The 22,366-nt window shown below is 70.2% G+C and carries 24 protein-coding genes; 10 read left to right on the top strand and 14 right to left on the bottom strand.

The genetic code is table 11. From position 1 onward, the window contains the following. Window positions 1–29 precede the first annotated feature (29 nt). On the bottom strand, window positions 30–1,307 hold the full coding sequence (locus AB0I15_RS42550) for a hypothetical protein (RefSeq protein WP_358109367.1): 1,278 nt from the start codon (window positions 1,305–1,307) through the stop codon (window positions 30–32). A 52-nt stretch (window positions 1,308–1,359) separates the two neighbouring features. On the opposite strand from AB0I15_RS42550, the gene AB0I15_RS42545 reads away from it, so the two are divergent. Further along, entirely contained in the window at window positions 1,360–1,917 is a 558-nt protein-coding gene (locus tag AB0I15_RS42545; RefSeq protein ID WP_358109364.1) for a TetR/AcrR family transcriptional regulator, read from the top strand. A 151-nt stretch (window positions 1,918–2,068) separates the two neighbouring features. On the opposite strand, the gene AB0I15_RS42540 is transcribed toward AB0I15_RS42545, so the two are convergent. Next, entirely contained in the window at window positions 2,069–2,242 is a 174-nt protein-coding gene (locus AB0I15_RS42540; RefSeq protein WP_358109360.1) for a CsbD family protein, read from the bottom strand. 283 nt (window positions 2,243–2,525) lie between these two features. On the opposite strand from AB0I15_RS42540, the gene AB0I15_RS42535 reads away from it, so the two are divergent. After that, a complete protein-coding gene (locus tag AB0I15_RS42535; RefSeq protein WP_358109357.1) occupies window positions 2,526–2,819 on the top strand; it encodes a hypothetical protein in 294 nt (97 codons plus the stop codon). Between the two features lie 150 nt (window positions 2,820–2,969). On the opposite strand, the gene AB0I15_RS42530 is transcribed toward AB0I15_RS42535, so the two are convergent. Both AB0I15_RS42530 and AB0I15_RS42525 read right to left on the bottom strand, forming a co-directional pair. Further along, window positions 2,970–3,176, bottom strand: a complete 207-nt coding sequence (locus AB0I15_RS42530) for a hypothetical protein (protein ID WP_358109355.1) — start codon at window positions 3,174–3,176, stop codon at window positions 2,970–2,972. Between the two features lie 16 nt (window positions 3,177–3,192). Continuing rightward, entirely contained in the window at window positions 3,193–4,002 is an 810-nt protein-coding gene (locus AB0I15_RS42525; RefSeq protein ID WP_358109353.1) for a TetR/AcrR family transcriptional regulator, read from the bottom strand. Window positions 4,003–4,120: 118 nt separating this feature from the next. Between AB0I15_RS42525 and AB0I15_RS42520 the strand changes: the two genes are divergently transcribed. The 7 genes from AB0I15_RS42520 (at window position 4,121) to AB0I15_RS42490 (ending at window position 12,358) form a co-directional block, all read left to right on the top strand. Beyond that, window positions 4,121–4,762 carry a DsbA family protein gene (locus AB0I15_RS42520; protein ID WP_358109350.1) on the top strand — a complete coding sequence of 214 codons (642 nt, stop codon included), beginning with the start codon at window positions 4,121–4,123 and terminating at the stop codon, window positions 4,760–4,762. A 132-nt stretch (window positions 4,763–4,894) separates the two neighbouring features. After that, window positions 4,895–5,644, top strand: a complete 750-nt coding sequence (locus tag AB0I15_RS42515; protein ID WP_358109347.1) for an SDR family oxidoreductase — start codon at window positions 4,895–4,897, stop codon at window positions 5,642–5,644. A gap of 222 nt (window positions 5,645–5,866) precedes the next feature. Beyond that, window positions 5,867–7,867 carry an FHA domain-containing protein gene (locus tag AB0I15_RS42510; protein WP_358109344.1) on the top strand — a complete coding sequence of 667 codons (2,001 nt, stop codon included), beginning with the start codon at window positions 5,867–5,869 and terminating at the stop codon, window positions 7,865–7,867. A gap of 136 nt (window positions 7,868–8,003) precedes the next feature. Beyond that, a complete protein-coding gene (locus tag AB0I15_RS42505) occupies window positions 8,004–8,723 on the top strand; it encodes a hypothetical protein (protein WP_358109341.1) in 720 nt (239 codons plus the stop codon). Between the two features lie 71 nt (window positions 8,724–8,794). Continuing rightward, window positions 8,795–9,832 carry a Dyp-type peroxidase gene (locus AB0I15_RS42500; RefSeq protein WP_358109339.1) on the top strand — a complete coding sequence of 346 codons (1,038 nt, stop codon included), beginning with the start codon at window positions 8,795–8,797 and terminating at the stop codon, window positions 9,830–9,832. A 5-nt stretch (window positions 9,833–9,837) separates the two neighbouring features. After that, entirely contained in the window at window positions 9,838–10,647 is an 810-nt protein-coding gene (locus AB0I15_RS42495; protein WP_358109337.1) for a family 1 encapsulin nanocompartment shell protein, read from the top strand. A gap of 310 nt (window positions 10,648–10,957) precedes the next feature. Further along, window positions 10,958–12,358 carry a glucose-6-phosphate dehydrogenase gene (locus tag AB0I15_RS42490; RefSeq protein ID WP_358109335.1) on the top strand — a complete coding sequence of 467 codons (1,401 nt, stop codon included), beginning with the start codon at window positions 10,958–10,960 and terminating at the stop codon, window positions 12,356–12,358. A gap of 152 nt (window positions 12,359–12,510) precedes the next feature. On the opposite strand, the gene AB0I15_RS42485 is transcribed toward AB0I15_RS42490, so the two are convergent. Continuing rightward, on the bottom strand, window positions 12,511–12,690 hold the full coding sequence (locus tag AB0I15_RS42485; protein WP_358109333.1) for a hypothetical protein: 180 nt from the start codon (window positions 12,688–12,690) through the stop codon (window positions 12,511–12,513). A gap of 351 nt (window positions 12,691–13,041) precedes the next feature. Between AB0I15_RS42485 and AB0I15_RS42480 the strand changes: the two genes are divergently transcribed. Further along, window positions 13,042–14,412, top strand: coding sequence for a Gfo/Idh/MocA family oxidoreductase (locus AB0I15_RS42480; protein WP_358109330.1), 1,371 nt, complete (start codon window positions 13,042–13,044; stop codon window positions 14,410–14,412). Between the two features lie 19 nt (window positions 14,413–14,431). On the opposite strand, the gene AB0I15_RS42475 is transcribed toward AB0I15_RS42480, so the two are convergent. From AB0I15_RS42475 to AB0I15_RS42435, 9 genes are all read right to left on the bottom strand, one after another. Continuing rightward, window positions 14,432–14,881, bottom strand: a complete 450-nt coding sequence (locus AB0I15_RS42475) for a hypothetical protein (protein ID WP_358109328.1) — start codon at window positions 14,879–14,881, stop codon at window positions 14,432–14,434. 27 nt (window positions 14,882–14,908) lie between these two features. Next, window positions 14,909–15,127 carry a DUF1778 domain-containing protein gene (locus AB0I15_RS42470; protein WP_358109326.1) on the bottom strand — a complete coding sequence of 73 codons (219 nt, stop codon included), beginning with the start codon at window positions 15,125–15,127 and terminating at the stop codon, window positions 14,909–14,911. Window positions 15,128–15,132: 5 nt separating this feature from the next. Next, entirely contained in the window at window positions 15,133–16,353 is a 1,221-nt protein-coding gene (locus AB0I15_RS42465; protein WP_358109324.1) for an MFS transporter, read from the bottom strand. A 110-nt stretch (window positions 16,354–16,463) separates the two neighbouring features. Next, entirely contained in the window at window positions 16,464–17,852 is a 1,389-nt protein-coding gene (locus tag AB0I15_RS42460; RefSeq protein WP_358109322.1) for an aldehyde dehydrogenase family protein, read from the bottom strand. After that, the gene (gene bcpA, locus AB0I15_RS42455) at window positions 17,842–18,735 is read right to left on the bottom strand and encodes a carboxyvinyl-carboxyphosphonate phosphorylmutase (RefSeq protein ID WP_358109320.1); all 894 of its coding nucleotides are present in this window, start codon (window positions 18,733–18,735) and stop codon (window positions 17,842–17,844) included. Before bcpA ends, AB0I15_RS42460 begins: the two co-directional genes overlap by 11 nt. Further along, window positions 18,705–19,928 (bottom strand): hypothetical protein, encoded by a 1,224-nt coding sequence (locus tag AB0I15_RS42450; RefSeq protein ID WP_358109319.1) that lies wholly within the window; start codon window positions 19,926–19,928, stop codon window positions 18,705–18,707. Before AB0I15_RS42450 ends, bcpA begins: the two co-directional genes overlap by 31 nt. After that, window positions 19,925–21,196, bottom strand: a complete 1,272-nt coding sequence (locus tag AB0I15_RS42445; RefSeq protein ID WP_358109317.1) for a CMP-5'-phosphonoformate--3-phosphoglycerate phosphonoformyl transferase — start codon at window positions 21,194–21,196, stop codon at window positions 19,925–19,927. Before AB0I15_RS42445 ends, AB0I15_RS42450 begins: the two co-directional genes overlap by 4 nt. Next, complete coding sequence (locus AB0I15_RS42440) at window positions 21,147–21,716, bottom strand: adenylyltransferase/cytidyltransferase family protein (protein WP_358109315.1); 570 nt, start codon at window positions 21,714–21,716, stop codon at window positions 21,147–21,149. The genes AB0I15_RS42445 and AB0I15_RS42440 overlap by 50 nt, the downstream gene beginning before the upstream one ends. Continuing rightward, window positions 21,713–22,366, bottom strand: a 654-nt coding sequence (locus AB0I15_RS42435) for a thiamine pyrophosphate-dependent enzyme (RefSeq protein ID WP_358109312.1), incomplete at its 5' end; no start/stop codon positions are given. The genes AB0I15_RS42440 and AB0I15_RS42435, both read right to left, overlap by 4 nt.

Genomic DNA, 22,366 nt, shown 5'->3' with positions numbered 1-22,366 from the left:
GCTCGTCGGCCGGAGTTTCACCGCGCGGCTCACTCATGGACCCCGGGCGTGATCTCGCCGACCTTCGCCGGGGCCAGGGGCCACAGGCTCGTCGCGCGGTCCCGGCCGGCGGGCTGATGCTCCAGGATGTGCCGCCAGCCTGCCGGGCTGAGGGCGTAGGCGGCGACGCTGCCCGAGGCGAACCATCGCCAGGAGGCCGGGCGGGCGAGTGTGGCGCCCAGGGCGAGCGCCAACAGCAGTGCGCTGCGCGAATCGAACCCGGCGGTCAGTTCCTCCTTGCTGTGCGCGTAGCCGCGCCGGTGCAGGGTCGCGGCCACGAACTCCCCCAGTACGGCGCTGCGCCGCTCGGAGTGCTGGGCCGCGCCCAGGACGGCCAGCAGCAGTTGATGGGTGGCCACGCCAGGCGTCCCCGGCGGCTGCGGGGTGGGCGGGCGGCCGCGTGCGAGGTGCAGCAGCGGCGAGACCAGGTCCACCCCGGAGAGCAGGGCGTTCATCGGTTCGACCAACCGCGGGTTGATGTCGATGAAGACCGGTCCCTGCTCGCCGAGGATGACGTCGGCCGACAGCGCGCCGTGCCACCCGAGAGCGCCGCCCAGCTCCCGGACGTGCTCGCGGACGGCGGGCAACTCGACGCCCCGCTTGTGGCTGGCGCCGCCCCGCGCCCCTTGGCCGGTCCGGAGACAGGTGTGGAAGGCGACCAGCTCGCCCGCTGCGAACACCGACTGGACCATCACCAGTGGTCCGGGCACCTCGCGCTGTACGAGCAGGCCGTCCTCGGCCGGCCAGCCGGGGTCGCTCAGGTCGCCCGGCCCGTCCAGGCGGCGTACACCGCTGGTCGCGGTGCCGATCGGCGTTTTGAGGTAGGCGGGGAAATCATGCCATGCGGCCCACTCCTGCGCGCTGGTGATGATCGCCGACGGCGGCTGGGGCAGCCCGAGCCTGTCGAGCGTGGCGAAGGCCGAGACCTTGTCCTGCACCATCGCCAGCGCGGCGAAGGGCGGCACCGCGGTGGCGACGCCCAGTCCCTGCAGCCGATCCGCGGCCCGCGACAGCACCGCCACCTGCTCTTGGGTGGGCAGCAGCACGTCGAAGTCACCGGTCGTGTACGCGGCCAGGGCCGCTTCGAGCCAGCCGAACGGGTCGTCGCCGAAGGCGGGCACGCGGTGAACCCGGCGCACGTGCCGGGTGAACGCGCAGATGCACAGAGGGTCTGGAGACAGCGCCTCGACCACATGCCCGGCGCGTGACAGGAGGGCGGCGCACTGGCGCGAGGTCAGTCCCGACCCGTCCGACAGCAGAATCCGCATGGCTTACCTCTCGGTTTGTATATGAGGTAAGCATATGTCATATACTTATTCCATGGGACGCCGCGCACAGATCAGCCGACCCGCCATCTTGGACGCCGCGCTGGCCATCGCCGACGAACACGGCCTGACCGGCGTCACCATGGCCGCCGTCGCCGCCCGCCTCGACGTCACCGCGATGGCCCTGTACCGGCACGTCGCAGGCAAGGACGATCTGCTGGACGGGCTGGTGGAGGTCCTGCTCACCGAGCTGCCGCCGCCCGCCGCCGAACTACCGTGGCAGGAGCGGCTGCAATACCTGGCCGGCGCCCTCAGAAGCACGGCCGCCCGCCACCCCGCCGTCTTCCCGCTCCTGCTGCAGCGGCCCGCGGCGACCGGGCAAGCCCGCCAGGTGCGCGACAGCGTCTGCGCCGCCCTGCGTCAGGCCGGGCTCGACGCCGAGCAGGCCGCCCGCGCCGAACGCCTCATCAGCACCGCCATCCTGGGCTTCGCCACCAGCGAGGCCGCCGGCCGCTTCGACCACCACTCCCCAGACGTACGAGACTCGGACTTCGCCTGCCTCCTCAACGGCATCCACACCCTGATCACGCTCGGGCCGGCTCAGCAGACCTGACCACCGACCTGGCAGGCGGGCTTCAGGCTCGTGCCGAAGGAGCTGCGCCGGCCCATGGCCAGGCGATCAGCCCCAGGATGACCACTGCCGAGGCGATGCGAACCCCGGCTCGCGACCTGGACCCGGTGGACCGCCTCGCCGAAGAGGGGGATCAGCGCTTGAAGGCGTCCCCGGCCTTCCCGCCGGCCTGCTTCAGATTGCCCGCGATCCGATCGGTCTTGCCCTCGGCCTGCTGGCGCCGGTTGCCGGTGGCGCGGCCGAAGCGCTGCCTCGCCCAGCCCTTGAGGGCTTGTACCTTGTTCTTGATCTCCCACCGCAGACTCATCGCGATTTCCCTTCACCGCCGACCTCGCACCGGCGGATACCGGCTGCGGTCAGGCGACTGCTCTGAGTACCAGCATCCGCCCCCGGCCTGCGGTGCGGAAATGAGCAAGGACCTGTCTGGTCATCACCGAAACCGATGAGCGTGGAACTTCCGGCCTCCGGCGCGAACCGCTCACCACCTTATGCCGAGAGTGGAATTCGATAATCCGCACGAAATTTCCTTGCTATTTACGCCAAAAGAGCATTAGCTGAGGAATGCAAGCCAAGAAAAGAGGGAGGCTCTTATGAGCTTCGTACAGATTCTGGAATTCGACACCAAACGCGCCGGCGAAGTCGAGTCGCTCATGAACGAGTGGCGGACGCAGACCAAGAGCACGCGCACCGTGAAACGCGAGGTCGTAGCGAGGCATCACGACCGCCCCGACCACTACATGGCCATCGTGGAGTTCAATTCCTACGAAGACGCCCAGCGCAACAACAAGCTGCCGGAAACCGACCGGTTCAACGCCCAAATGACCAAGCTGTGCGAGGGCCCGATCGAATTCGCCAACTACGATGTGATTCGCGACAAGAGCTGATCTCAGCCGAGTTCGCGAAGGAATCGACCTGTGCTGTGGCGTGCGAGAATATTCTCGCGTCATGGCGCGGGCTTTTTTGTGCCAGAACGGCCGGCGCCGGCCGTCCGCTCAACGCCAGGCCGCGACTCGATTGCCCGACGATGCCCACGGTCATCCCGCGACCCGCCGGAAGACGACGGTGGCGCGGTAGCGGTTGTGGTGCTCGCCGTCCGACTCGGCTTCGGCACTGATGACGTCGAGTTCGGCGGTAGCACCGAAGAAGTTGAGGGCCTGAGCCCTGGCGTTCTCTCTGATCTCGTCCGGAGTCGCTCCGCTCACGGTGACGCGCAGGGTCAGCGGAAACTGTGTCACGCTCATCGGTGACCTTCCTTCTTCAGGGGGTGGCGCGGGGCTTCGGGCATGAGGGCTTTGCCCCACCGTCCTTCCCAGCGGAATGGCCAGGACACGCCAGGTCGTGGGTGATGTGCACACCGATCCCGTCGAGCACGCGATCCAGCCCGTGCTGGAAACGCTCCGCGGGAGGGAGGTGGGCGGTGCGGGATTCCAGCAGGGAGCGGCTGAACAGCGGATAGGCACCCGATTCGACGACCTGTCGCACGTACGGCCCGATGTAGTCCCGCTTCCAACGTTCGGGATCCATGCCGGTACGGCGGGCCTCCTCCAGCCAGCCGATCTCGCGGCGGATCGCGCCGTGGACGTAGTCGTCGAGCATGCCGACGAAGCCGGTGATGTCGTCGATGTCGAGGCCGCGCCGGTCGAGTGCGCCGAGCGCGAACTCGTGCACGCGCAGCAGGTGTGGGCCCAGGGTCGGACGGCCGGTGAGCAGCGCGATCAGCCAGGGGTGGCGCAGGCCGGCGGCGCGGACCCGGTGGGCGACCAGTGAGAGGTCGGAGCGCCAGTCGCCGGACGGGCCGCCCGGGAGCTCGATCTCGCCCATCACCATGTCGATCATGAGGTCGAACAGGTCATCGCGCTTCGGTACGTACCGGTAGAGCGACATGGCGCCGGTGCCCAGCTCGCCGGCGATCCGGCGCATGGTGGTGGCCTCCACGCCTTCGGCGTCGGCGATCTGGACCGCCTTCCGGGTGATCTGCTCGCGGCTGTAGCCGGGCCGTCGCCCAGGCCCGGAGCGCTCCTGGCGTTCCGGGAGCATCCAGATGCTGGTCGGTTCCTCGTCGGGCATCTGCACCCCCTCTGTTTGCGTACATGGTACCCGAATGGCTATGGTTCCTTTCGAGTACGAGGTACGCGAAAGGAGAGCGATGTTCGGCGCCAGCCATCGCAGCACCATGAGGACCCACATGCGGAACAGCGCACAGAGCGTGCACGTGAAGATCGTCCTGGACGTCATCTGCGCGCACTCCTACCTCGGCCACAGCCGCCTCATCCGCGCGGCAGACCGGCTCCGGGCCCAGGACGTCGCGGTGACCGTCGAGGTCCTGCCCTTCGAACTCGCCCCCGGTGCCTCCGCCGAAGGGCGGCCGCTGCTCACCGTCCTGGAGCAGACCTTCGGCCCTGAGACCGCCGCCGGCACGGCGAGCTTCGCCGCGCGCGCGGCGCTGGAGGGCCTGCGGTTCGAGTACGGCAAGGCCATCGCCACCGGCACCTTCGAGGCGCACCGGCTCATCGCGAGCGCCGCCCTCCAGCACAAGACCGAGCCGATGGTGGAACGCCTCTTCCGCGCGCACTTCACCGACGGACTGCACATCGGCGATCCCGCCACCCTGGCCCGGCTGGCCGCCGAGATCGGCGTCGTCATGGACGGCGTGCCGGCCGGCGAACTGCACGCCCGGCTCGAGCGGGTACGCCGACTCGGCGTCACCGGCGTACCGGTCTTCCTGATCGGGCGGCTGCCTCCGCTGACCGGATCCCAGAGCGAGAACACGCTGTTCGAGGCCATGAAAGGGGCCGCACAGATGAACGGAGAACACCATGTCCGATAGCTCAGGCCGACGTCATCGAGCGATGGGCGGCCCAACGACCCGCACGGGCCTCCTGGAACAGGTGACGTGCTGGGCGCACGTGCCGCAGGACGCCGAACCCCCTACCCCGTTCAGCAGAAAGGCCTGATCAGCATGACGACATTGACCGGCAGGACAGCGCTGGTGACCGGCGCGAGCAGGGGAATCGGCCGGGCCATCGCCACCCGGCTGGCACGACAGGGCGCCCGCGTAGCCGTGCACTACGGCAGCAACCACACGGCCGCCAAGGACACGGTCTCGGACATCGAAGCGTCAGGCGGGCAGGCTTTCGCCGTCCAGGCCGAGCTGGGCGTGCCCGGAGACGCCGAAACACTGTGGGCCGCGTTCGACGCGCACGCCGACGGCCTGGACATCCTGGTCAACAACGCGGGAATCCTCGGCGGCCAGGCCGAGATCGCGGGTGTGACCAGGGAGGGCTTCGAGCGGCTGTTCGCGGTCAACAGCACGGCTCCGTTCTTCGTCACGCAGCTCGCTCTGCCGCGGCTGAGAGACGGCGGGCGGATCATCACGATCGGTACGATGCTCACCCGCGGCATGGCCATGCCCTCGGCGATCGACTACGCCATGTCCAAGGCGGCGCTGGACGTGCTCACCTCGGTCCTCGCCAAGCAACTGGGGCCGCGCGGCATCACCGTCAACACCGTGGCGCCCGGCGTCATCGACACCGACATGCACCAGGGCCGCCTGGTCGGCGAGGCCCTGGCCTGGCTGTCATCCCTGTCGCCACTGGGCCGGCTGGGCACACCGGAGGACATCGCCGACACGGTGGCCTTCCTCGCCTCCGACGACAGCCGGTACATGACCGGGCACCACCTGGACGTCTCCGGCGGGACACTCGTGTAGCAAGGACAATCGGGGACGTGCCAGGAACGCCGGAGGCGTCCGATCACGACACCTCCGGTGGCGACCGGCCGGCACTTCGCCCATGCGCCGGCCCTCGATCGGGACACACATCGCCAACTGAACCGATGTGCGTACTTTCCACTTACGCAGCTGCTTTTGGTCGCACATGATGGACATGGACTCATCGATGACTAGATCTCTTGTCACGATAAGGAAGGCATCATGCCCGCTGCCATCGTCGGACACGACGGCCCCCTCACTGACCGCCGCTTCCCGCTCGGTGACACGCCGACCACCTTCGGCCGCAGGCAAGACTGCGGCGTGGTGCTCTCCAGCGAACGAGCTTCGCGCCGCCACGCCGAGATACGCCACGAGGCAGGGCATTACATCCTGCATGACCTGGGAAGCCGCAACGGAACGCTGGTCAACGGCAAGCGCGTCACCTCACAGGTGCTCCAACCGGGCGACCTGATCACGATCGGCGACGAGCAGTTCCGCTTCCTCCCCTCCGACGACAACGACGACGACGCGACGGTCTACGGCGGATCCGCGCTGTCGCAGGCGAGCGGACCCGTGCCGACGGTCGATCCGGGGCCGGTACTCCGGGTGACCGTTTCCGGAGGTGGGCCCGTCGGGCTGAGCTTCGCGCTCCTCCTGGAGCACCTCATGGACTCACGGGTCGCCGTCACCGTCTACGACGGCCGCTGGACCCAGGATGGTTCTCAGGTCGCGTGGAAGGGACAAGATCAGGGCAATGTACGGCGCCAGCAGGTCGTCACGGTCCAGAGCCGCCAATACCTGAACCTCCCCGGCCCGGTGCAGGCCCGGCTGTTCAGGCCCGGGGCGTACTCCGAGATGTGGCCGCCCGGCCCCGACTCCATCCGGGGGCACGCCCCACGCAACCTCCGCATCTCCTACATCGAGGACACGCTGCTGGAGCTGGCCAACGAGAAGCCCGACCGCATCCGGCTCGTCCCCACGCGCTTCAATCCCGACGAGCACGGCGACAGCGCGAAGCAGGATCATGTGCTGGCCATCTGCGAGGGTGGCCGTTCGCGCACGCGGGAGCATTTCACCGGCAAGTTCGGCACCGCCGACAGTTCGATCTACTCCCTGAACGGCCGGCACCTGCAAGATGTCGTGCTGGGCCTGCGCGTCAAGTCCGACCTGCCTGACGCCATGTCGGTCCTGCTGACCGTGGCCCAGAACCGCTACCTGCTCAACGCCCTGGGCGGCGAGGGTTTCCTCAACATGCGACTCACCGACGAGGAGGCCCAGGAGGTCATCGGCATCGATCCCGTCCGTCGCGTGTTCGAGGAGTGCGTCGCCGCCAACCCGTGCATGATGGGCCGCACCGGCGACGGCGACTTCCACTGCTCCACCCACGGCACCTTGTTCCTGCCCGCCCTGATCAAGGGGTCCGCCCTGTGGCGGCGGGTGCAGGAAGGGCTGACGATGTTCGGCGTGGCCGAGTCCAACCTCAGCGCCGTCACCGCGTTCCGGCTCGACATGGTGCAGCGGCCGCGCTTCACCGCGCGCCTGCACGCCCCGACGTCCACCACCCCGGGCACGTACGGCTTCCTGCTCGGCGACGCCGCCAACGCCATCCACTTCTGGCCGGGGCGCGGGCTCAACAGCGGGCTGGCCTCGGCCATCTCTCTGGCCCGGTCGCTCAACCAGGCCTGGCGCGGGCGGGCCTTCCGCGACGCGGACTTCATCCGCCACGAAGCGGCCATGGCGATGCTCCAGTACCGGCACAAGAGCCGCGCCTGGCAGGCAATGGTCACCACCGACGAGAACGGCGTCACCCGTGCCATCAAGGACAACATCACCAAGGGCTGCGCCGAGGCGCAGGCCGCTCCGAGCTCGGACGAACAGGTCGCGGCGGACATCGACACGCTGATGGACCGGCTCGGGCTCATCCGGGGCCGTCTGTCACAGCGTGTGTCCGGCCTGCCCGACGACGCCGCCCTGCGTGCCTACCTCGGCCGGCTGTCGGCTGAGACCCTGCGCATCCTGGTCATCAGCGACGCGTGGGACACGGTGGTCATGGGCGGCGAGGAGGTCGACATCGACATCTTCTACCGCGAGGAGCCCGCGGCCGCTCCGAGTGAGGAACCTGTGTGGGCTCCACGACTCGCCAGCGAGCGCGAACAGCACACCAGGCTGATCTCCAGATCGACAGGCCGATCGCCACGGCCGACGGCACAGGCCCCCCGGTAGATCCCGGCCCGGCGCCGCTGTCGAACGCCGTGATCGCGTATCCGACCACATGTGGCTCCGCCGCCTGCGCCGGGTTTGACCGGCTGCTAACCCGGGTGGTCGTTAGCGATTGCCGGAATGAGGCGATGCACGGACCATGAGCGACATTTCCCCGGGCATGGTGGGATGGTTTGAGATCGGCACGTCGGACGTCGAAAGCATCGCGCGATTCTACGGCGGGCTGTTCGGCTGGACGTTCGAGTCGCGTTCGCCGGAGTACACCGAGATCGTCGCACGCGACGGGACGCGGCCGATGGGCGGGATCTTCACCCCCGGCGACGAGCTGAGCCTGTCGATTCTCGCCCGCGATGTGCCCGGGGAACTGGGGAAGATCGAGCTGGCCGGTGCCGCGGTGGTGACACCGTCGACGCAGGCGGGCGCGCCAGGGCGCCAGGGCATCGTCTACGCGAGACTGCGCGACCCGCTGCGTAACCCGTTCACCCTTTACTCCGACGACCGGCAGCAGCCACCCGAGATCGTCGAGGGCGCGCTGGACGGGTTCGAGATCGGCACCACCGTGGTGGACACCACGAAGGAGTTCTACTTCGAGTGCTTCGGCTGGACCTTCGAACTGGACCCGAGCGCGCCGGGCTCGTACTACAAGGTGTTCGGTCCTGACCATCGGTGGATCGGCGGCATGGCCGACCTTGGCCTGTACGGCGAGGACTACGCCATGCCGCTGTTCCGCGTCGCGGACGAGCGGGGCACGGTGGAAAGAGCCAGGAGCCTGGGCGCCACCGTCGACGCCGGCCGAGACGGTTCGCGCGGGCGGCTCATGGACCCACAGGGCAACCCCTTCGGTCTGTCCACCGGCTGACCCCGTGGGGTTTCGGGAGATCCACGACGGATAATCTGACCTTGTCCCTGCTCGAAGGCGTTGGGAGCCCTATGGTGGCGACTCAGTCCGTTGTCAGGCCACCTGCCGGGGCAGCCGTGTTCCTCGTGGCCACCGTGGCGCCCGGCGGCGAGGCGGCCGTACGCGCGGCGCTCCAGGATCTGCCGGGTCTGATCCGGTCGGTGGCCTTCCGCGCGCCCGCCGACGACCTCACCTGCGTCGTCGGCTTCAGCGCCGCGGGCTGGGAGCGCCTGCTCGATGGCCCTACGCCCCGCGACCTGCATCCCTTCCAACCTCTGCACGGCCCTCGCCACCATGCGCCGGCCACCCCGGGCGACCTGCTGTTCCACCTGCGCGCCCGGCGCATGGATCTCTGCTTCGAGCTGGCCCGGTTGATCACCGAGCTGTGCCCCGCCGTGACGGTCGTCGACGAGGTGCACGGCTTCAAGTACTTCGACGAGCGCGACCTGCTCGGCTTCGTCGACGGCAGCGAGAACCCGGAGGGCCAGACCGCGGCCGAGGCCGTGTTCGTCGGCGAGGAGGATCCGCGGTTTCGCGGCGGCAGTTACGTGGTCGCGCAGAAGTACCTGCACGACCTGGCGGCCTGGCAGTCGCTGACCGTCGAGGAACAGGAGCGTGTCATCGGGCGTACGAAGCTGGCCAACGTCGAACTCCCCGACGGCGTCAAGCCCGCCGATTCCCACGTCGCGCTCAACACCATCGTCGAGGACGGCGTCGAGCGGAAGATCGTACGCGACAACATGCCGTTCGGCAGCGTCGGCCGCGGCGAGTTCGGCACCTACTTCATCGGCTACGCCCGCACGCCGGCGGTGATCGAGCAGATGCTGCGCAACATGTTCATCGGCAACCCTCCAGGCACCACCGACCGTATCCTCGACTTCTCCACGGCCGTCACCGGCGGCCTGTTCTTCGTGCCGAGCGCCGACTTCCTCGACGACCTCGACGACCTCGACGGGCCGGCCACCGACACGTCGGCCGACGACACGACCGGCGCGACCGACGCGACCGACGCGACCGACGCGACCGACGCCGACGGATCGTTGTGCATCGGCAGTCTGAAGGGAGCCTGAACGCCATGACCGCACCCGTCAACAACCTGCACCGCGAGCTCGCCCCGATCACGCCGGAAGCCTGGGCCGAGATCGAGGAGGAAGCCCGCCGCACGTTCCGCCGGCACGTCGCGGGACGCCGCGTCGTCGACGTCCCTCCTGCGGCGGGAGCGCAGTTGGCCGCCGTCGGCACCGGGCATCTGTCCGAGATCGAGCCGCCCGCGACCGGCGTCACCGCGCGGCTGCGCACCGTGCGGCCGCTGGTCGAGTTGCGGGTGCCGTTCACCGTCAGCCGGGCGGCCGTGGACGACGTCGAACGCGGATCGAAGAACTCCGACTGGCAGCCGGTCAAGGACGCGGCGCGCACCATGGCCTACGCCGAAGACCGGACCATCTTCGACGGGTACGCCGCCGCGGGCATCGACGGGCTGCGCGCACGCAGCTCCAACCCGGTGGTCAGCCTGCCGGCCGAACCCCGCGACTATCCGGACACGATCAGCCGGGCCCTGACGTCGCTGCGGCTGGCCGGTGTCGACGGGCCGTACGCGCTCCTCCTCGGGGCCGAGGCGTACACCGCGGTCAGCGAGACCTCCGACCACGGCTATCCCATCGTCGCCCATCTGACCAGGATCCTGGACGGAGAGCCGATCTGGGCGCCGGCCCTCCAGGGCGCGTTCGTGTTGTCCACCCGCGGCGGCGACTTCGAGCTCCGCCTCGGCCAGGATCTGGCCATCGGCTACACCGGCCACGACGCCACCACCATCGAGCTGTACTTCCACCAGACCTTGACCTTCCTCGCCTACACCGACGAGGCCGTCGTCGCTCTCCAGGCCTGAAACCCGCCGGCCGGCCACGAGGGCGGAGACCCCGCGCCGCTGTCTCCGGGGAGGTCCGCATAGACGCTGAGCAGCCGGTTCGTTGACGTACCGACGAACTTGGGCGGTGTTGTCATGCCTCGCGGAGGGGCAGGAGTCGGTGTATGAGGTCAGTTGCCGAGATGTTCCGGACGACGCGCCGGTCGTCCGGAATCGCCTGCCCTGGCGGGCGGTGCGGACATCGTCGCCCGGCCTGCCCCGAAGCCCACGGACGCGAAGCAGCGGCTGCGGCGGGCAGACGCTTCACGGCAGAGAGCACGGTGGCCTGACGGTGGCCGGGCTCGGGTGGACCGCGGACAAGCTGGTGATCTTCGGGATCACCGGCGACCTGGCCCGGAGGATGACCTTTCGCGCGCTGTACCAGCTTGAACGACGCGGAGCGCTGACGTGTCCGGTGGTCGGCGTCGCGTCGACCCCGATCACCACGGAGGAGCTGATCGGGCGTGCCCGCGAGGCGATCGAGACGTCCGGCGAGCCCGTCGAGGACGCGGTGTTCGCCCGGCTGGCCCGGCGGTTGACCTACCTGGCAGGCGATGTGACGAATCCGCAACTGTACAAGGCGTTGGCGGTGGAGCTGGCCGGGGCGCGGCGAACCCTGTACTACCTGGAGATGCCACCGTCGTTGTTCGCGCCGATCGTGGACCGGCTGGATGCCGCCGGACTGCTCGGCGATGCGCGGGTGGCGGTGGAGAAGCCGTTCGGGCACGACCTGGCCTCGGCCAGGGAACTCGACGCCCGCCTGCGCCAGGTGCTCGACGGGCGGCAGCTTCTGCTCGTGGATCACTTCCTGGGCAAGGAGCCGGTGATCGAGATCGAGTATCTGCGGTTCGCGAACCTTGCCATGGCCGACTTGTGGGGCCGCAGCAGCGTCGAGGTCATTCAGATCACGATGGCGGAGGACTTCGGGGTGGACGATCGCGGCGGCTTCTACGACGCGGTGGGCTCGCTGCGGGATGTGGTGCAGAACCACCTGCTTCAGGTGCTGGCGCTGGTGGCGATGGATCCGCCGATCGGAGCCTCGGCCGAAGAACTGCAGGACAAGAAGGTCGAGGTGCTCAAGGCGATCCCGCCGGCGGACGTACGGCACTGCGTACGCGGCCAGTACGACGGCTACCTGCGGCTGCCCGGCGTGGCCGCGGGCTCGACCACCGAGACGTTCGTCGCGCTCCGGCTGGACATCGACAACTCGCGCTTCGCCGGGGTGCCGATCTTCATTCGCGCCGGCAAGCAACTGCCGGTGCGCGACACCGAGGTCCGGCTGGTGCTGCGGCACATGCCGCGGCTGCGGTTCCTCCCCGACGCGGCCAGGGTGGAGGCCAACCAGATCGTGCTGCGCATCACCCCCGATCCCGGCCTGCGGCTGCAACTGGCCGGCCTGGACGAGCACCGGGCCTGGCGTCCGGTACGGCTGGACACGACGTTCGCCCACGAGCTCGGCGAACCTCAGGCGCCCTACGAGCGGCTGCTGTACGACGCGCTGAACGGCGACGACCGGCTGTTCGCCCGGCGAGACGCGGTGGAGGAGAGCTGGCGGATCGTCCAGCCGCTGGTGGACTACCCGCCGCCGCTGCACCGCTACCCGATCGGGTCGTGGGGGCCGCCCCAGGCCGACGAACTGCTCTCCGGCCACCCGCCGTGGCAGCCACCCTGGCCGGCCGAACCACGCACCTAGCCGATCAAGGAGCACTTCTGTCCTCGGTGGCGGCTTGGAGTGCGGGTGGCTGGGCCCAAGTGTGGCCGTCCGGCACGCGGGAGGCTTGGCTCTCGCGTGCCGGACGGTTCAGGCGGCGTGCAGCCGACCGGTTCATGCCGTTCGAGGCAGGATCATGCGGACTCGTCGGCCTGGTGGTCGGTTCTCTTCAGATGGATGACGAGGCCGACCGGCGTGCCGAGCCATTGGGATGCGCCGCCGTCCAGCGCGACGTAGGAGACGCGGGAGCCCAGGACGCCGTGGACGGTGACGTGAACACGTTCGGCGTGCCACCAGTCGGTGTTGGGGTTCATGCGGACGTAGACGTCGTTGTTGAGCGTCGTTGTACTTGGCGTAGGTGGTGTTGCCTCCGGCTCCGTAGATGTAGTGGAACTCCTGGCCGACCTGCAGGTCGTCCTGGCCGGGGAGGTCGAGCGCGAATTCGCGGCCGGCGACGCCGAGGTAGACGTCGGCGTTGGTGCTGCCGCCGGACTCGTCGTCATCTCTTGCCCTCTGGCGGAGAACGATCGACTGTCGAGGAAAGCGCCGTGCTCACATCACTGTCCACCCTCCAGGGAGTGATCGCCGTGGCCCCTCCGAATCACGAGATTCCCTCACGCCGCAATTTACTCAGGTCCGGCATCGTGCTGGGTGCCGCCACAGGCATGGGAGGCACCGCCGGCTCCCCTGCCGCCGCCGGCTCGACCGCCTGGGAACCCTCTCCCGACCGCCGCGAGCGGAGCATGGTCGACGTCCCGTTCGAGGGTTTCGAGAAGGTCCGGGTCGGGCTCATCGGCCTCGGCAACCGCGGCGGCAGCCAGGACGTGCGGTTCGGCGCCGTCGCCACGGTCACCGCCGTGTGCGACATCCGGCCCGAACGGGTCAGCCGCACCATCACCCGGATCATGCAGCAAGGCTTCCAGGGCGTCGAACCGGTCGGATACTCCGCGGGCGAGGAGGACTTCCTCAACCTCGTCCGGCGCGACGACATCGACCTGGTCTACGTCGCCACCCCATGGGAGTGGCACTACCCCCAGGCCAAGGCGGCCATGGAGCACGGCAAGCACGTCGCCGTCGAGCTTCCGATCTCCCCGCACCTGGACGAGATCTGGAGCCTGGTCCGTACCTCCGAGCGGACCCGCAAGCACTGCCTGCTCCTGGAGAACGTCAACTACTTCCGGCCCGAACTGCAGATGTTCAACATGGTCCAGGCGGGGCTCTTCGGCGACCTGCAGCACGGCTCCGGTGGCTACGTGCACGATCTGCGCTGGCCGTACCTGTTCGGCGGCGCCTACCACCCCGAGCACTGGCGGCGGCGCTGGCAGACGCGGATGAACGCCCTGCACTACCCCATGCACGGCCTGGGGCCGGTGTCGGCGGCCATGGGCATCAACCGGGGCGACCGCTTCGACGAGCTGGTGGCCGTGGCGTCGCCGCCCAAGGCGCTGGCTCTGTTCCGGGAGGAGGATCCGCGGGTGGGCCCGGACCACTCGTCGTGGCAGGACAGGCCGTACATCTCGGGTGACCGGCACACCTGCTTCGTCACCACCGCCGGCGGCCGGTTCATCCGGGTCGAGCACGACGTGAACTCGCCGCACCCGTACACCAGGGAGACCACGCTCACCGGGACCCGGGGGTCGGTCGAGCTCGACAACGCCCGGGTCTACCTCGAGTCGCTCGGCCACGACGACCATGCGTGGCGGACCGGCAGCACGTACACCGGCATCCTGCGGCAGTACGACCACTGGCTGTGGCCCCTGCTGGAAAGGCTGGCCGACCAGTATGGCGGGCACGGCGGCGGCGACTTCGTCTCCATCTTCCGCCTCGTCCAGCTGATGCGGCTCGGCATGACCCCCGACATCGACGTCTACGACTCGGCGGCGTGGTGCTCGGTGATCCCGCTCAGCCACGAGTCGCTGAAGACCGAAGGGCTGCGCCCGGTCAAGGTGCCCGACTTCACCCGCGGCCGATGGAAGGAAGCACGGCCCACGTTCGGCCGTCCGCAGCCGGACGACCCGTTGCTCAGGGGCCGCTGAGCGCGCCCCTCCCGGTGACTCATCGGGCCACCGCCCCGACGAGGTCGGCGGTGGCCTCCCACAGCCGGCCGGCCATGGCCTGGTCGAGGCCGGCCTTGCCCGGCCCGACGTAGGAGTTGCCGGGGACGTCTTGGGTCGCGGCGTTGAGCAGTGAGAGTGCTCCGCGCTCCGGGTCGTCGGTGAGGAAGGGAAGCCGGACGAATGCGATCACCTGTTCCTGCTCGCCGGCTACCGCGCCACCCGCCGTGACCTGCGGCCCCCCGCACGTGAGCCCCGGGCCGATGCGGGTCATGGACGGCTTGGCCGGCACCACCGCGCAGGTCATGGGCCCGCTGGGCGAGACCCTGCTGCGGACGCCGTCACCCGGGACAGGCCCGGCTCCAGCGCGGCGGGCGTCCTGCTGCGCGCCGGCGACGAGTTCGCCCGGCTGTGGGAGCGCCACGAGGTGGGCCTGCTGGGCACCGACCATTTCGCCGCCCACACCGAGTGAGAGACGTCAGTAGTGGTGCGACACCCGGTATGTGCCCTGCAGCCACCGTGGTTCGTCCGCTTCGGCCTCGGGCGGGGAGGGCGTGCCGCGCTCGTGCACACGCAGCGCGTGCTGGTAGGCGGCGGTGAGGATGAACTCCTCGATGCCGACCCCCTCGGCTCGGGCGGCGGCGGCGATCGCGTCGCGCTGGGCCGGATCGTGAAAGTGCAGACGTAATTCGCTCACCCACATCACCCTAACGATCGCGCGCCGCGCCGCCCGGCCCCGGTGCGGGAACGGGCATAGCGCAGCAACCGGAGCATCGCCACGATGCCGGTCACGGGACCCACGGCGAGCACGGCGAACGCCCACTGCCAGCCGACGGCCCGCTCGGCCAGGGGGACGAGCCAGATCGTCGCCCCGGTCAGCAGAAACCCGAAGGCCATCTGCAGGGTCAGCGCCGTTCCGACGTAACTCTGGTCGGCCAGCTCGGTCACCAGCGTGGAGAACTGCACCGAGTCCCCCACCACGCTGTATCCCCACACCAGGCTGACGACGACCAGCAGCCACAGTGGCGCCTCCATCAGCAGGCCGATGGAGGCGGCGCACGTCGCCGAGACCGCCATCATGGCGATGGCGGTGCGCTCGCGTCCGAAGCGGTCGCCGAACATGCCACCGGTGTAGTTGCCCAGCCCGCCGATGACGAAGACGGCGAAGGTGACGTAGGCCGCCAGGAGGGAGTCCTCCGTCCCCTGAGCGCGCAGGGCCGCGGAGAAGAACATCAGGAACCACGTCCACATGGCGTACAGCTCCCACATGTGGCACAGGTAGCCGATCATGGAGAGTCGTGTGCCCCGGTCGCTGAGGATCCGCCGGACCTGGCGGGGGTCCAGCACCGCGGCGGGGAACGGAAAGGGGCCCTCTTTGATGGTGGTCAGCGTGATGACGCCGCCGGCGACGGTCAGCAGCGAGGTGACCACGATGACGGTGCGCCAGTTCAGCCCGCCCACGCCGTTGATCAGGTGCGGTACGCCCGCGCTCACGGTCAGCGCGCCCACCATCGCCCCCATCGCCGCCCCGCGCCCGTGGCGGTACCAGGTGGAGATGAGCTTCAGCGACGGCGGGTAGACGCCCGCGATGAAGAAGCCGGTCGCGAAACGGGCCACGCTGCCCGTCAGCGCGTTGTCGGTGAAAAGGAGCATGAGGTTGGCGGCGGCCGTCCCCAGCGAGCTCAGGAAGATCAACCGGGTCGGCGGCAGCGCGTCGGAGATGACGAACACCGCCGACAGCACCGCGCCCGCCACGAACCCCCACTGCACGGCGATGGTCAGCCAGGCCACGACGTCGGTGGTGAGCTGCCACTCCTGCCGTATCTGGGGGATCACCGCGGTCGCGGAGAACCAGGTCGACTTCAGCAGCAGCAGTGATCCGGCGAGGATGAGCAGGCTACGGCGGGCACCCCTGTGTCCCACAGGGTTCGCCTCCCTTCTGCGGGTGTGAACGTGGGCGCCTGGTCACCGTCGCCCCGCGGATCGCCGCCGGGCCGGCGGATCGCCACCGACCCGCCGGCTCGCGCGGCTTGTCACGGGAACGGGAGCGTGATGGTCTTCGTCACGCTCATCTCCCTGATCGAGTAGCGGATGCCTTCGCGCCCGACCCCGCTGTCCTTCACCCCTCCGAACGGAATGTGCGGCGAGTCGAAGTGCGGCCCGGCGTTCAGGTTGACGGCGCCGACCTTCAGTCCGGCCGCGATCCGCATGAACGCCGCCGTGTCGGAGGTGACCACGCCGGCCTGGAGGCCGTAACGGGTGCCGTTCGCCACGGAGATCGCGTCGTCCACGCCGGCCACGCGGATGACCGGGGCGACGGGCCCGAAGGTCTCCTCCATGACCAGCTCCGCGTCCCGTGGCACGTGGTCGAGCACCGCGGGCGTGATCAGGGATTCGTGCCGCTCCCCGCCGCACATCGGCTTCGCCCCGGCGGCGACCGCGTCCAGGATCCGCCGCTCCACCTCGGCCGCCGCCTCCGGGCTGATGAGCGGTCCCACGTCGGTCGCCGGTTCGAGCGGGTCACCCGCCCGCTTGCGGTGGGCGGCCTCCACCAGCCCGGCGACCAGCTCGTCGGCGATCTCCACCGCCGCGATCACCCGCTTGACGCCGCGGCAGGACTGGCCCGCCGTGGCGAAGGCGCCCTCGGCGGCGAGCCGTACCGCGAGCTCCAGATCGGCGTCGGGCAGCACGATCAGCGGGTCGTTCCCGCCCAGCTCCAGCAGGAGCTTCTTGCCCACGGCCGCCTCCGAGACGGCCCGCCCGGTGGGTACGGAGCCGGTGAAGGTCACCATGTCCACCTCGGGGTGGCCGGCCAGCGCCGGGCCGATCCGTCCGGGTGACCCGGTCGTGACCACGAGCTGCTCGGGCGGCAGGCCGGCCTCCATGAGAAGGGCGGCGAAGGCCAGCGCGGTCAGCGGCGTCTTCTCCGATGGTTTGACCACGATCGGGCAGCCGGCCGCGATGGCCGGCGCCACCTTCACCACGACCTGGTTCAGCGGCCGGTTGAACGGGGTGAGCGCGGCCACGACGCCGACGGGTTCGAGCACGGTCACCGCCAGCCGGTCCTGGCCGGGAATGGGGATGCTCTCGCCGCGCAGCCGCTCGGCCTCCTCCGCGGCGACGACGAGGTTGGCGCGGGCCCGCTCGATCTCCTTGCGGGTCTCGGTGACGCACACCCCGGACTCACTGGTGATCAGCCTGGACGTCTCCGCGGCGCGCTCGCCCAGCAGGGCCGCGGCCCGGTGCAGCACCTCCGCCCGGCGGCGGGGACTCAACGGCCGCCAGGCCGGCCGGATGCGCCTGATCGCGCGATCCAGCTCCTGCGGCGTGTCGGCCGGCACCGATCCGACCGTCTCACCGGTCCACGGATTGCGCACCGGCGACTGCTCGGCGGCGGGCTGGAGGGCACCGTCACTGAACATGGTCGTCGTCCTTGACGACGAAGCGGGCCTCCAGTTCGGAGATCCGGGAGTAGTCGAACACCTCGAACAGCTCGTCGAAGGTCATCCGCAGGTCGTTGCGTGCCCAGAAGTCCTGCGTGGTGCCCTCGTCGCGCAACGCGGCGAACACCTTGCGCAGGATCGTCGTGGCCGCGTACCAGCCGGACAGCGGGTAGATGGCCAGGTTGTAGCCGAGATCCTGCAGCTCGCGCGTGGTCAGCCAGGGCGTCTTGCCGCCCTCGACCATGTTGGCCAGCAGCGGCGCGTCGATCTCGTCCCGGACCCGCTTCATCTCGTCCACATTGAGCATGGCCTCCAGGAAGATGCAATCGGCGCCCGCCCGGACGTACGCCTTCGCCCGGCTGATCGCCTCGTCCAGGCCGAGCTTCTCCCGGGCGTCGGTCCTGGCGATGAGCACCCAGTCAGGGTCGGTACGGGCCTCCACCGCGGCCTCGATCTTGCCGACCATCTCCTTGGTGGAGATGAGCCGCTTGCCCTCCAGGTGCCCGCAGCGTTTCGGCACCACCTGGTCCTCCAGGTGGCCGCCGACGATGCCGGCCCGCTCGAACTCCCGGATGCATCGCCAGGTGTTCATGGCGTTGCCGTATCCGGCGTCGACGTCCATGATCACCGGAAGGTCCACCGCCAGGCAGATGTTCTTGGCGTTCCAGGCCATCTCGGTGATCGTGGCGAACCCGAGGTCGGGCAGCCCGAGCATGGCGGCCGAGGTGCCCGAGCCCGTCATGTGGACGGCGGGGAAGCCGGCCTGCTCGATCACCTTCGCGCTCAGCGCGTCATAGGCGCTGGGCACCACGAGGATCTCAGGGGCGAGCATCAGGTCCTTGAACTGCTTGGCACGTGACATGTTGCTCCTTCGTGTGTGACTGTCTCGGTGAGCCGGATGAGCTGGTTGTACTTGGCGATGCGATCGCCCCTGCGCGGGCCGCCGATCTTGATCCACTCGGCGCCGACCGCCACCGCGAGGTCGCACATGGCGGTGTCCTCCGTCTCGCCCGAGCGATGTGAGACGGCCAGGCGCAGGCCGAGTTCGCGGGCGGCGCGGGCGGCCGCCAGGGTGGCGGTGACGGTCCCGGCCTGGCTCGGCTTGAGCAGGACGGCGTCGGCCAGGCCGGGGCGGACCCGGGCGGCGTCGGAAGCGAACAGGTCGTCGCCGACCACGACCGCCCCGGCCTGCCTGGCGGCGGGCAGGAACGCCTCCCACGCCTCGGTGTCGGCGGGGTCGAAGGGGTCCTCGACGTACTCGATCCCGTGCGCGCGGGCCAGCTCCAGCAGCAGCGCGGCGAAGTCCGCCGAGCCGAGCTCGCGGCCCTCGAACCGGTAGCCGCGCCCGGACCGCAGATGCTCGGCGGCCACGTCCACGCCGAGCGTGGTCTCCGTGCCCGTGCACGCCTGCCGGAGCGTGCCGAGCTGCCAGGCCAGGTCGCGGGCACCGGGGAGGAACCCGCTGGAGGCGGAGATCGGCGGCGGGCCGCCGGCGTCCGACGACATCGTGCGCTCCAGCGCGGCGTACACGTCGAGCGCGGTCCGCATGTCGTCCAGGGGGGAGCCGGTGTGCGGGATCACCATGACCTGCTGGAAGGAGTCCGGCGCCGTCGTGCCGTGGATGCCGCCGGAGAAGGCGTTGACCAGCAGTCTCGGCAGGCCGGGGGTGAGTCCGGCGCGGCCGGCCAGCCACGCGTGGAACGGCTCGCCCGCGACGGTGGCCGCGGCGCGGGCATGGGCCAGCGACACCGCGAGGGTGACGTCGGCGCCCGCTCCGTGCCGGTCGTCCAGCTCGTGCAGCCTGGCGTCCAGGTCCTCCTGGCCCTTCTCCAGGCCGATCAGCTCGCTCCGCAGCAGGAGTCCGGTCTCGCTGTCGCGCAGCGCGCCGAGCGCTCCGGTGCGCAGCCGGCGGCGGCGCTCCAGCCTGCCGGGCGCGATGGCCACCGGGCAGGAGCCTCTGCCCCGTACCTCCCCCAGCCACACGTCCGCTTCCAGGGTGGGGTGACCGCGCGAGTCCAGGATGCCGCGCAACGCCACGTCGGTGATCCGCGTCACGACCGCTCCCGCACCTTGGCCAGCCACGGCATCAGGTCGCTGGCCCGGGAGATCGGCAGGCTGCCGTGGGCCAGGGCGGCCTCGTCGAAGCGGACGACCCCGTCGGGCCTGATGCCGGGGCCCGCCACGGCTATGGGCACGCGGTCGTCGGTGTGGATGCCCACCTCGCAGGGCGTGGCGTGGTCGCAGGTGACGGCGAGGGTGTCGGCGGGGCCGAGCACGTCGCGCAGCGGTCCGATGAGATGGGCGTCGATGTCGGCGATGGCGCGTACCTTCTCGGGAGGCTGGTTGTCGTGGCCCGGCTCGTCGGGCCCCTTGATGTGCGCGAACACCACCTCGGCGGGATCGGCGAGCAGGCTCGGCAGCAGGTCGGCGTAGAAGGCGGCCTCGCTCTGCCCGGCGGCGACCTTGGCCGTGGTGAAGGCGGCGCCGATGAGCCTGGCGAACCCGCGTTCGGCGGGCACCTGTCCGTACATCGAGATCCGGGCGGGCGCGGGCGGGAGGTCGGGCAGGAGGTGCCCGCCGTCGCGCACCAGCAGGAGGTTGGCCGCCCGGCGGCCGGCGGCGAGCCGGCGCGCGTTGACCGCGCTGGCCTCCAGCACCTTGGCGCTCTGCTCGACGAAGGAGTTGACCAGGGAGGCGACCAGCGCGGCGCCCGGATCGTCGGTCAGCGGCCTGGCGGGCAGGGGCCGGTTGTCGTGCTCGGGCGCCGGCACGCCGAACGGGCCCTGCTTGACGAAACCGGGATCGGTGTTGGACACCTCGCCGGACAGGTGCCTGGTCTTGCTGGTGAAGGCCAGGATGCCCCGGTGGCGGCCCCAGCCGGTGAGCCGTACCTCGATGCCGGGCTCCAGCCGGACCCGGTCGAGGATCTCGGCCACCAGCTCGTGCATCTCCTCATCGGACAGGTCGCGGGAGGTGCGCCGGTCCAGGCGTCCCGTGGCGGTGTCGAGGCTGGCGAAGTTGATCCGGAACGCCACCGAGTGGCCCTCGGGATCCCAGTAGCGGTTACCGAATCCCTCCAGCGGGCCCCGGCCGGTGTAGTGGACGGCGGGGTCGTAGCCGAGCAGCGCCATCGCCCCCGAATCGGACTCGGGCGGAATGCCCGGGGCGATGACCTCCAGCAGGCCGGTGCGACCGTCGGCGGCGAGCCGGTCCAGGTTCGGGGTGGGGGCGGCCTGGAACGGCGTGCGGCCGCCCAGCGCCCGGATGGGCCGGTCAGCTCCCCCGCACAGCGCCATCAGATAGAGCTTGCCTGATCCGCTCATCGATCCCCCTCTCCTCGATCACGGCGGCGACGGCGGCGGGGACGAGCGGCCGCCAGTCGGTTCCTGCGGCGATGGCCCGCCTGACGCGGCCACCGCTGATGGGCTTGCTGGTACGCCGCCACATGACGTCGGTCGTCAGCCCGAGCGCGGTGAACCTGGCCACCTTGGTGTCGCCCCACTCGTCGTAGACGGTGAGGAAGTAGACGGCCTCCGACGGCGCGTAGTAGGACAGCCGTTCCGGGAAGCTGTGCGGGAACGGCACGATGCGGATCCGCTCTCCGGCCACGCCGGCCTCGGCCAGCGCTCCCTCCACCATCAGATAGCGCTCGTAGTAGGTGCAGGGATTGCTCTCGGCGGTGCCGCGCTCCGGATCGGTGTCCTCGAACGCGGTGAGCGTGGGGTCGGGGTTGGTGATGCCGACGACCAGGATGTCGCAGCGTTCCGCCCCGGCCAGCAGGTATTCCAGGTGGCCGAGATGCAGCGGCTGGAAGCGTCCGTGGATGACGCCGACTTCGCTCATGGGCGCGTTCCCGTCACGAAGTCCCTGAAGCGTCGCGCCACCTCCGAAGGGTGGACGCGCGGCCTCCCGAGCCGCGCCATCGAGCCCGGGCGGACCCGCAGGTGGACGAAGGCCGGACCGGGCTCCGCCAGCGCCGCCTTGAGCGCGTCCTCGAATCCGGCCAGGTCGTCGCATCGGTGCACGCGGGCGTACCCGCAGGCGGCGGCCACGGCGGGAAAGTCCACCTGCGAGGCCAGGCTGCGCTGGCCTCCGGTGGAATCGTGCACGCCGTTGTCCAGCAGGACGTGGGTGAGGTTCGGCGAGGCGTGCGCGCCGACCGCGGCCATCGTGCCCAGCCGCATCAGCGCCGCGCCGTCCCCGTCCACCACCACCACGGGCCGGAAGGTGTGCCTGGCCACGCCGAGCCCGACGGCGGCGGCCGATCCCATCGCGCCGACCATGTAGAAGTGCTGGGGCCGGTCGGCGATGGTGTAGAGCTCACGGCTGCTCTTGCCGGTGGTCGACACGACGGCCGCCGTGCCGGGCAGCGCGTCGAGCAGCCGCTCCAGCGCGTCGGCCCGGGCAGGCGGCGCGCCGCCCCGCCCCGCCTGGCGGCCGGGCCGCGCCCCGGCCCGGACCGCGGGTGCGGGGGGGGGGTTGTCGTGGAGCGG

It is taken from the genome of Nonomuraea sp. NPDC050643 (assembly GCF_040654715.1).
GTDB lineage: Bacteria > Actinomycetota > Actinomycetes > Streptosporangiales > Streptosporangiaceae > Nonomuraea.
Note: the sequence above shows the minus strand (reverse complement) of the source record. Positions and strands in the feature narration are given on the sequence as shown.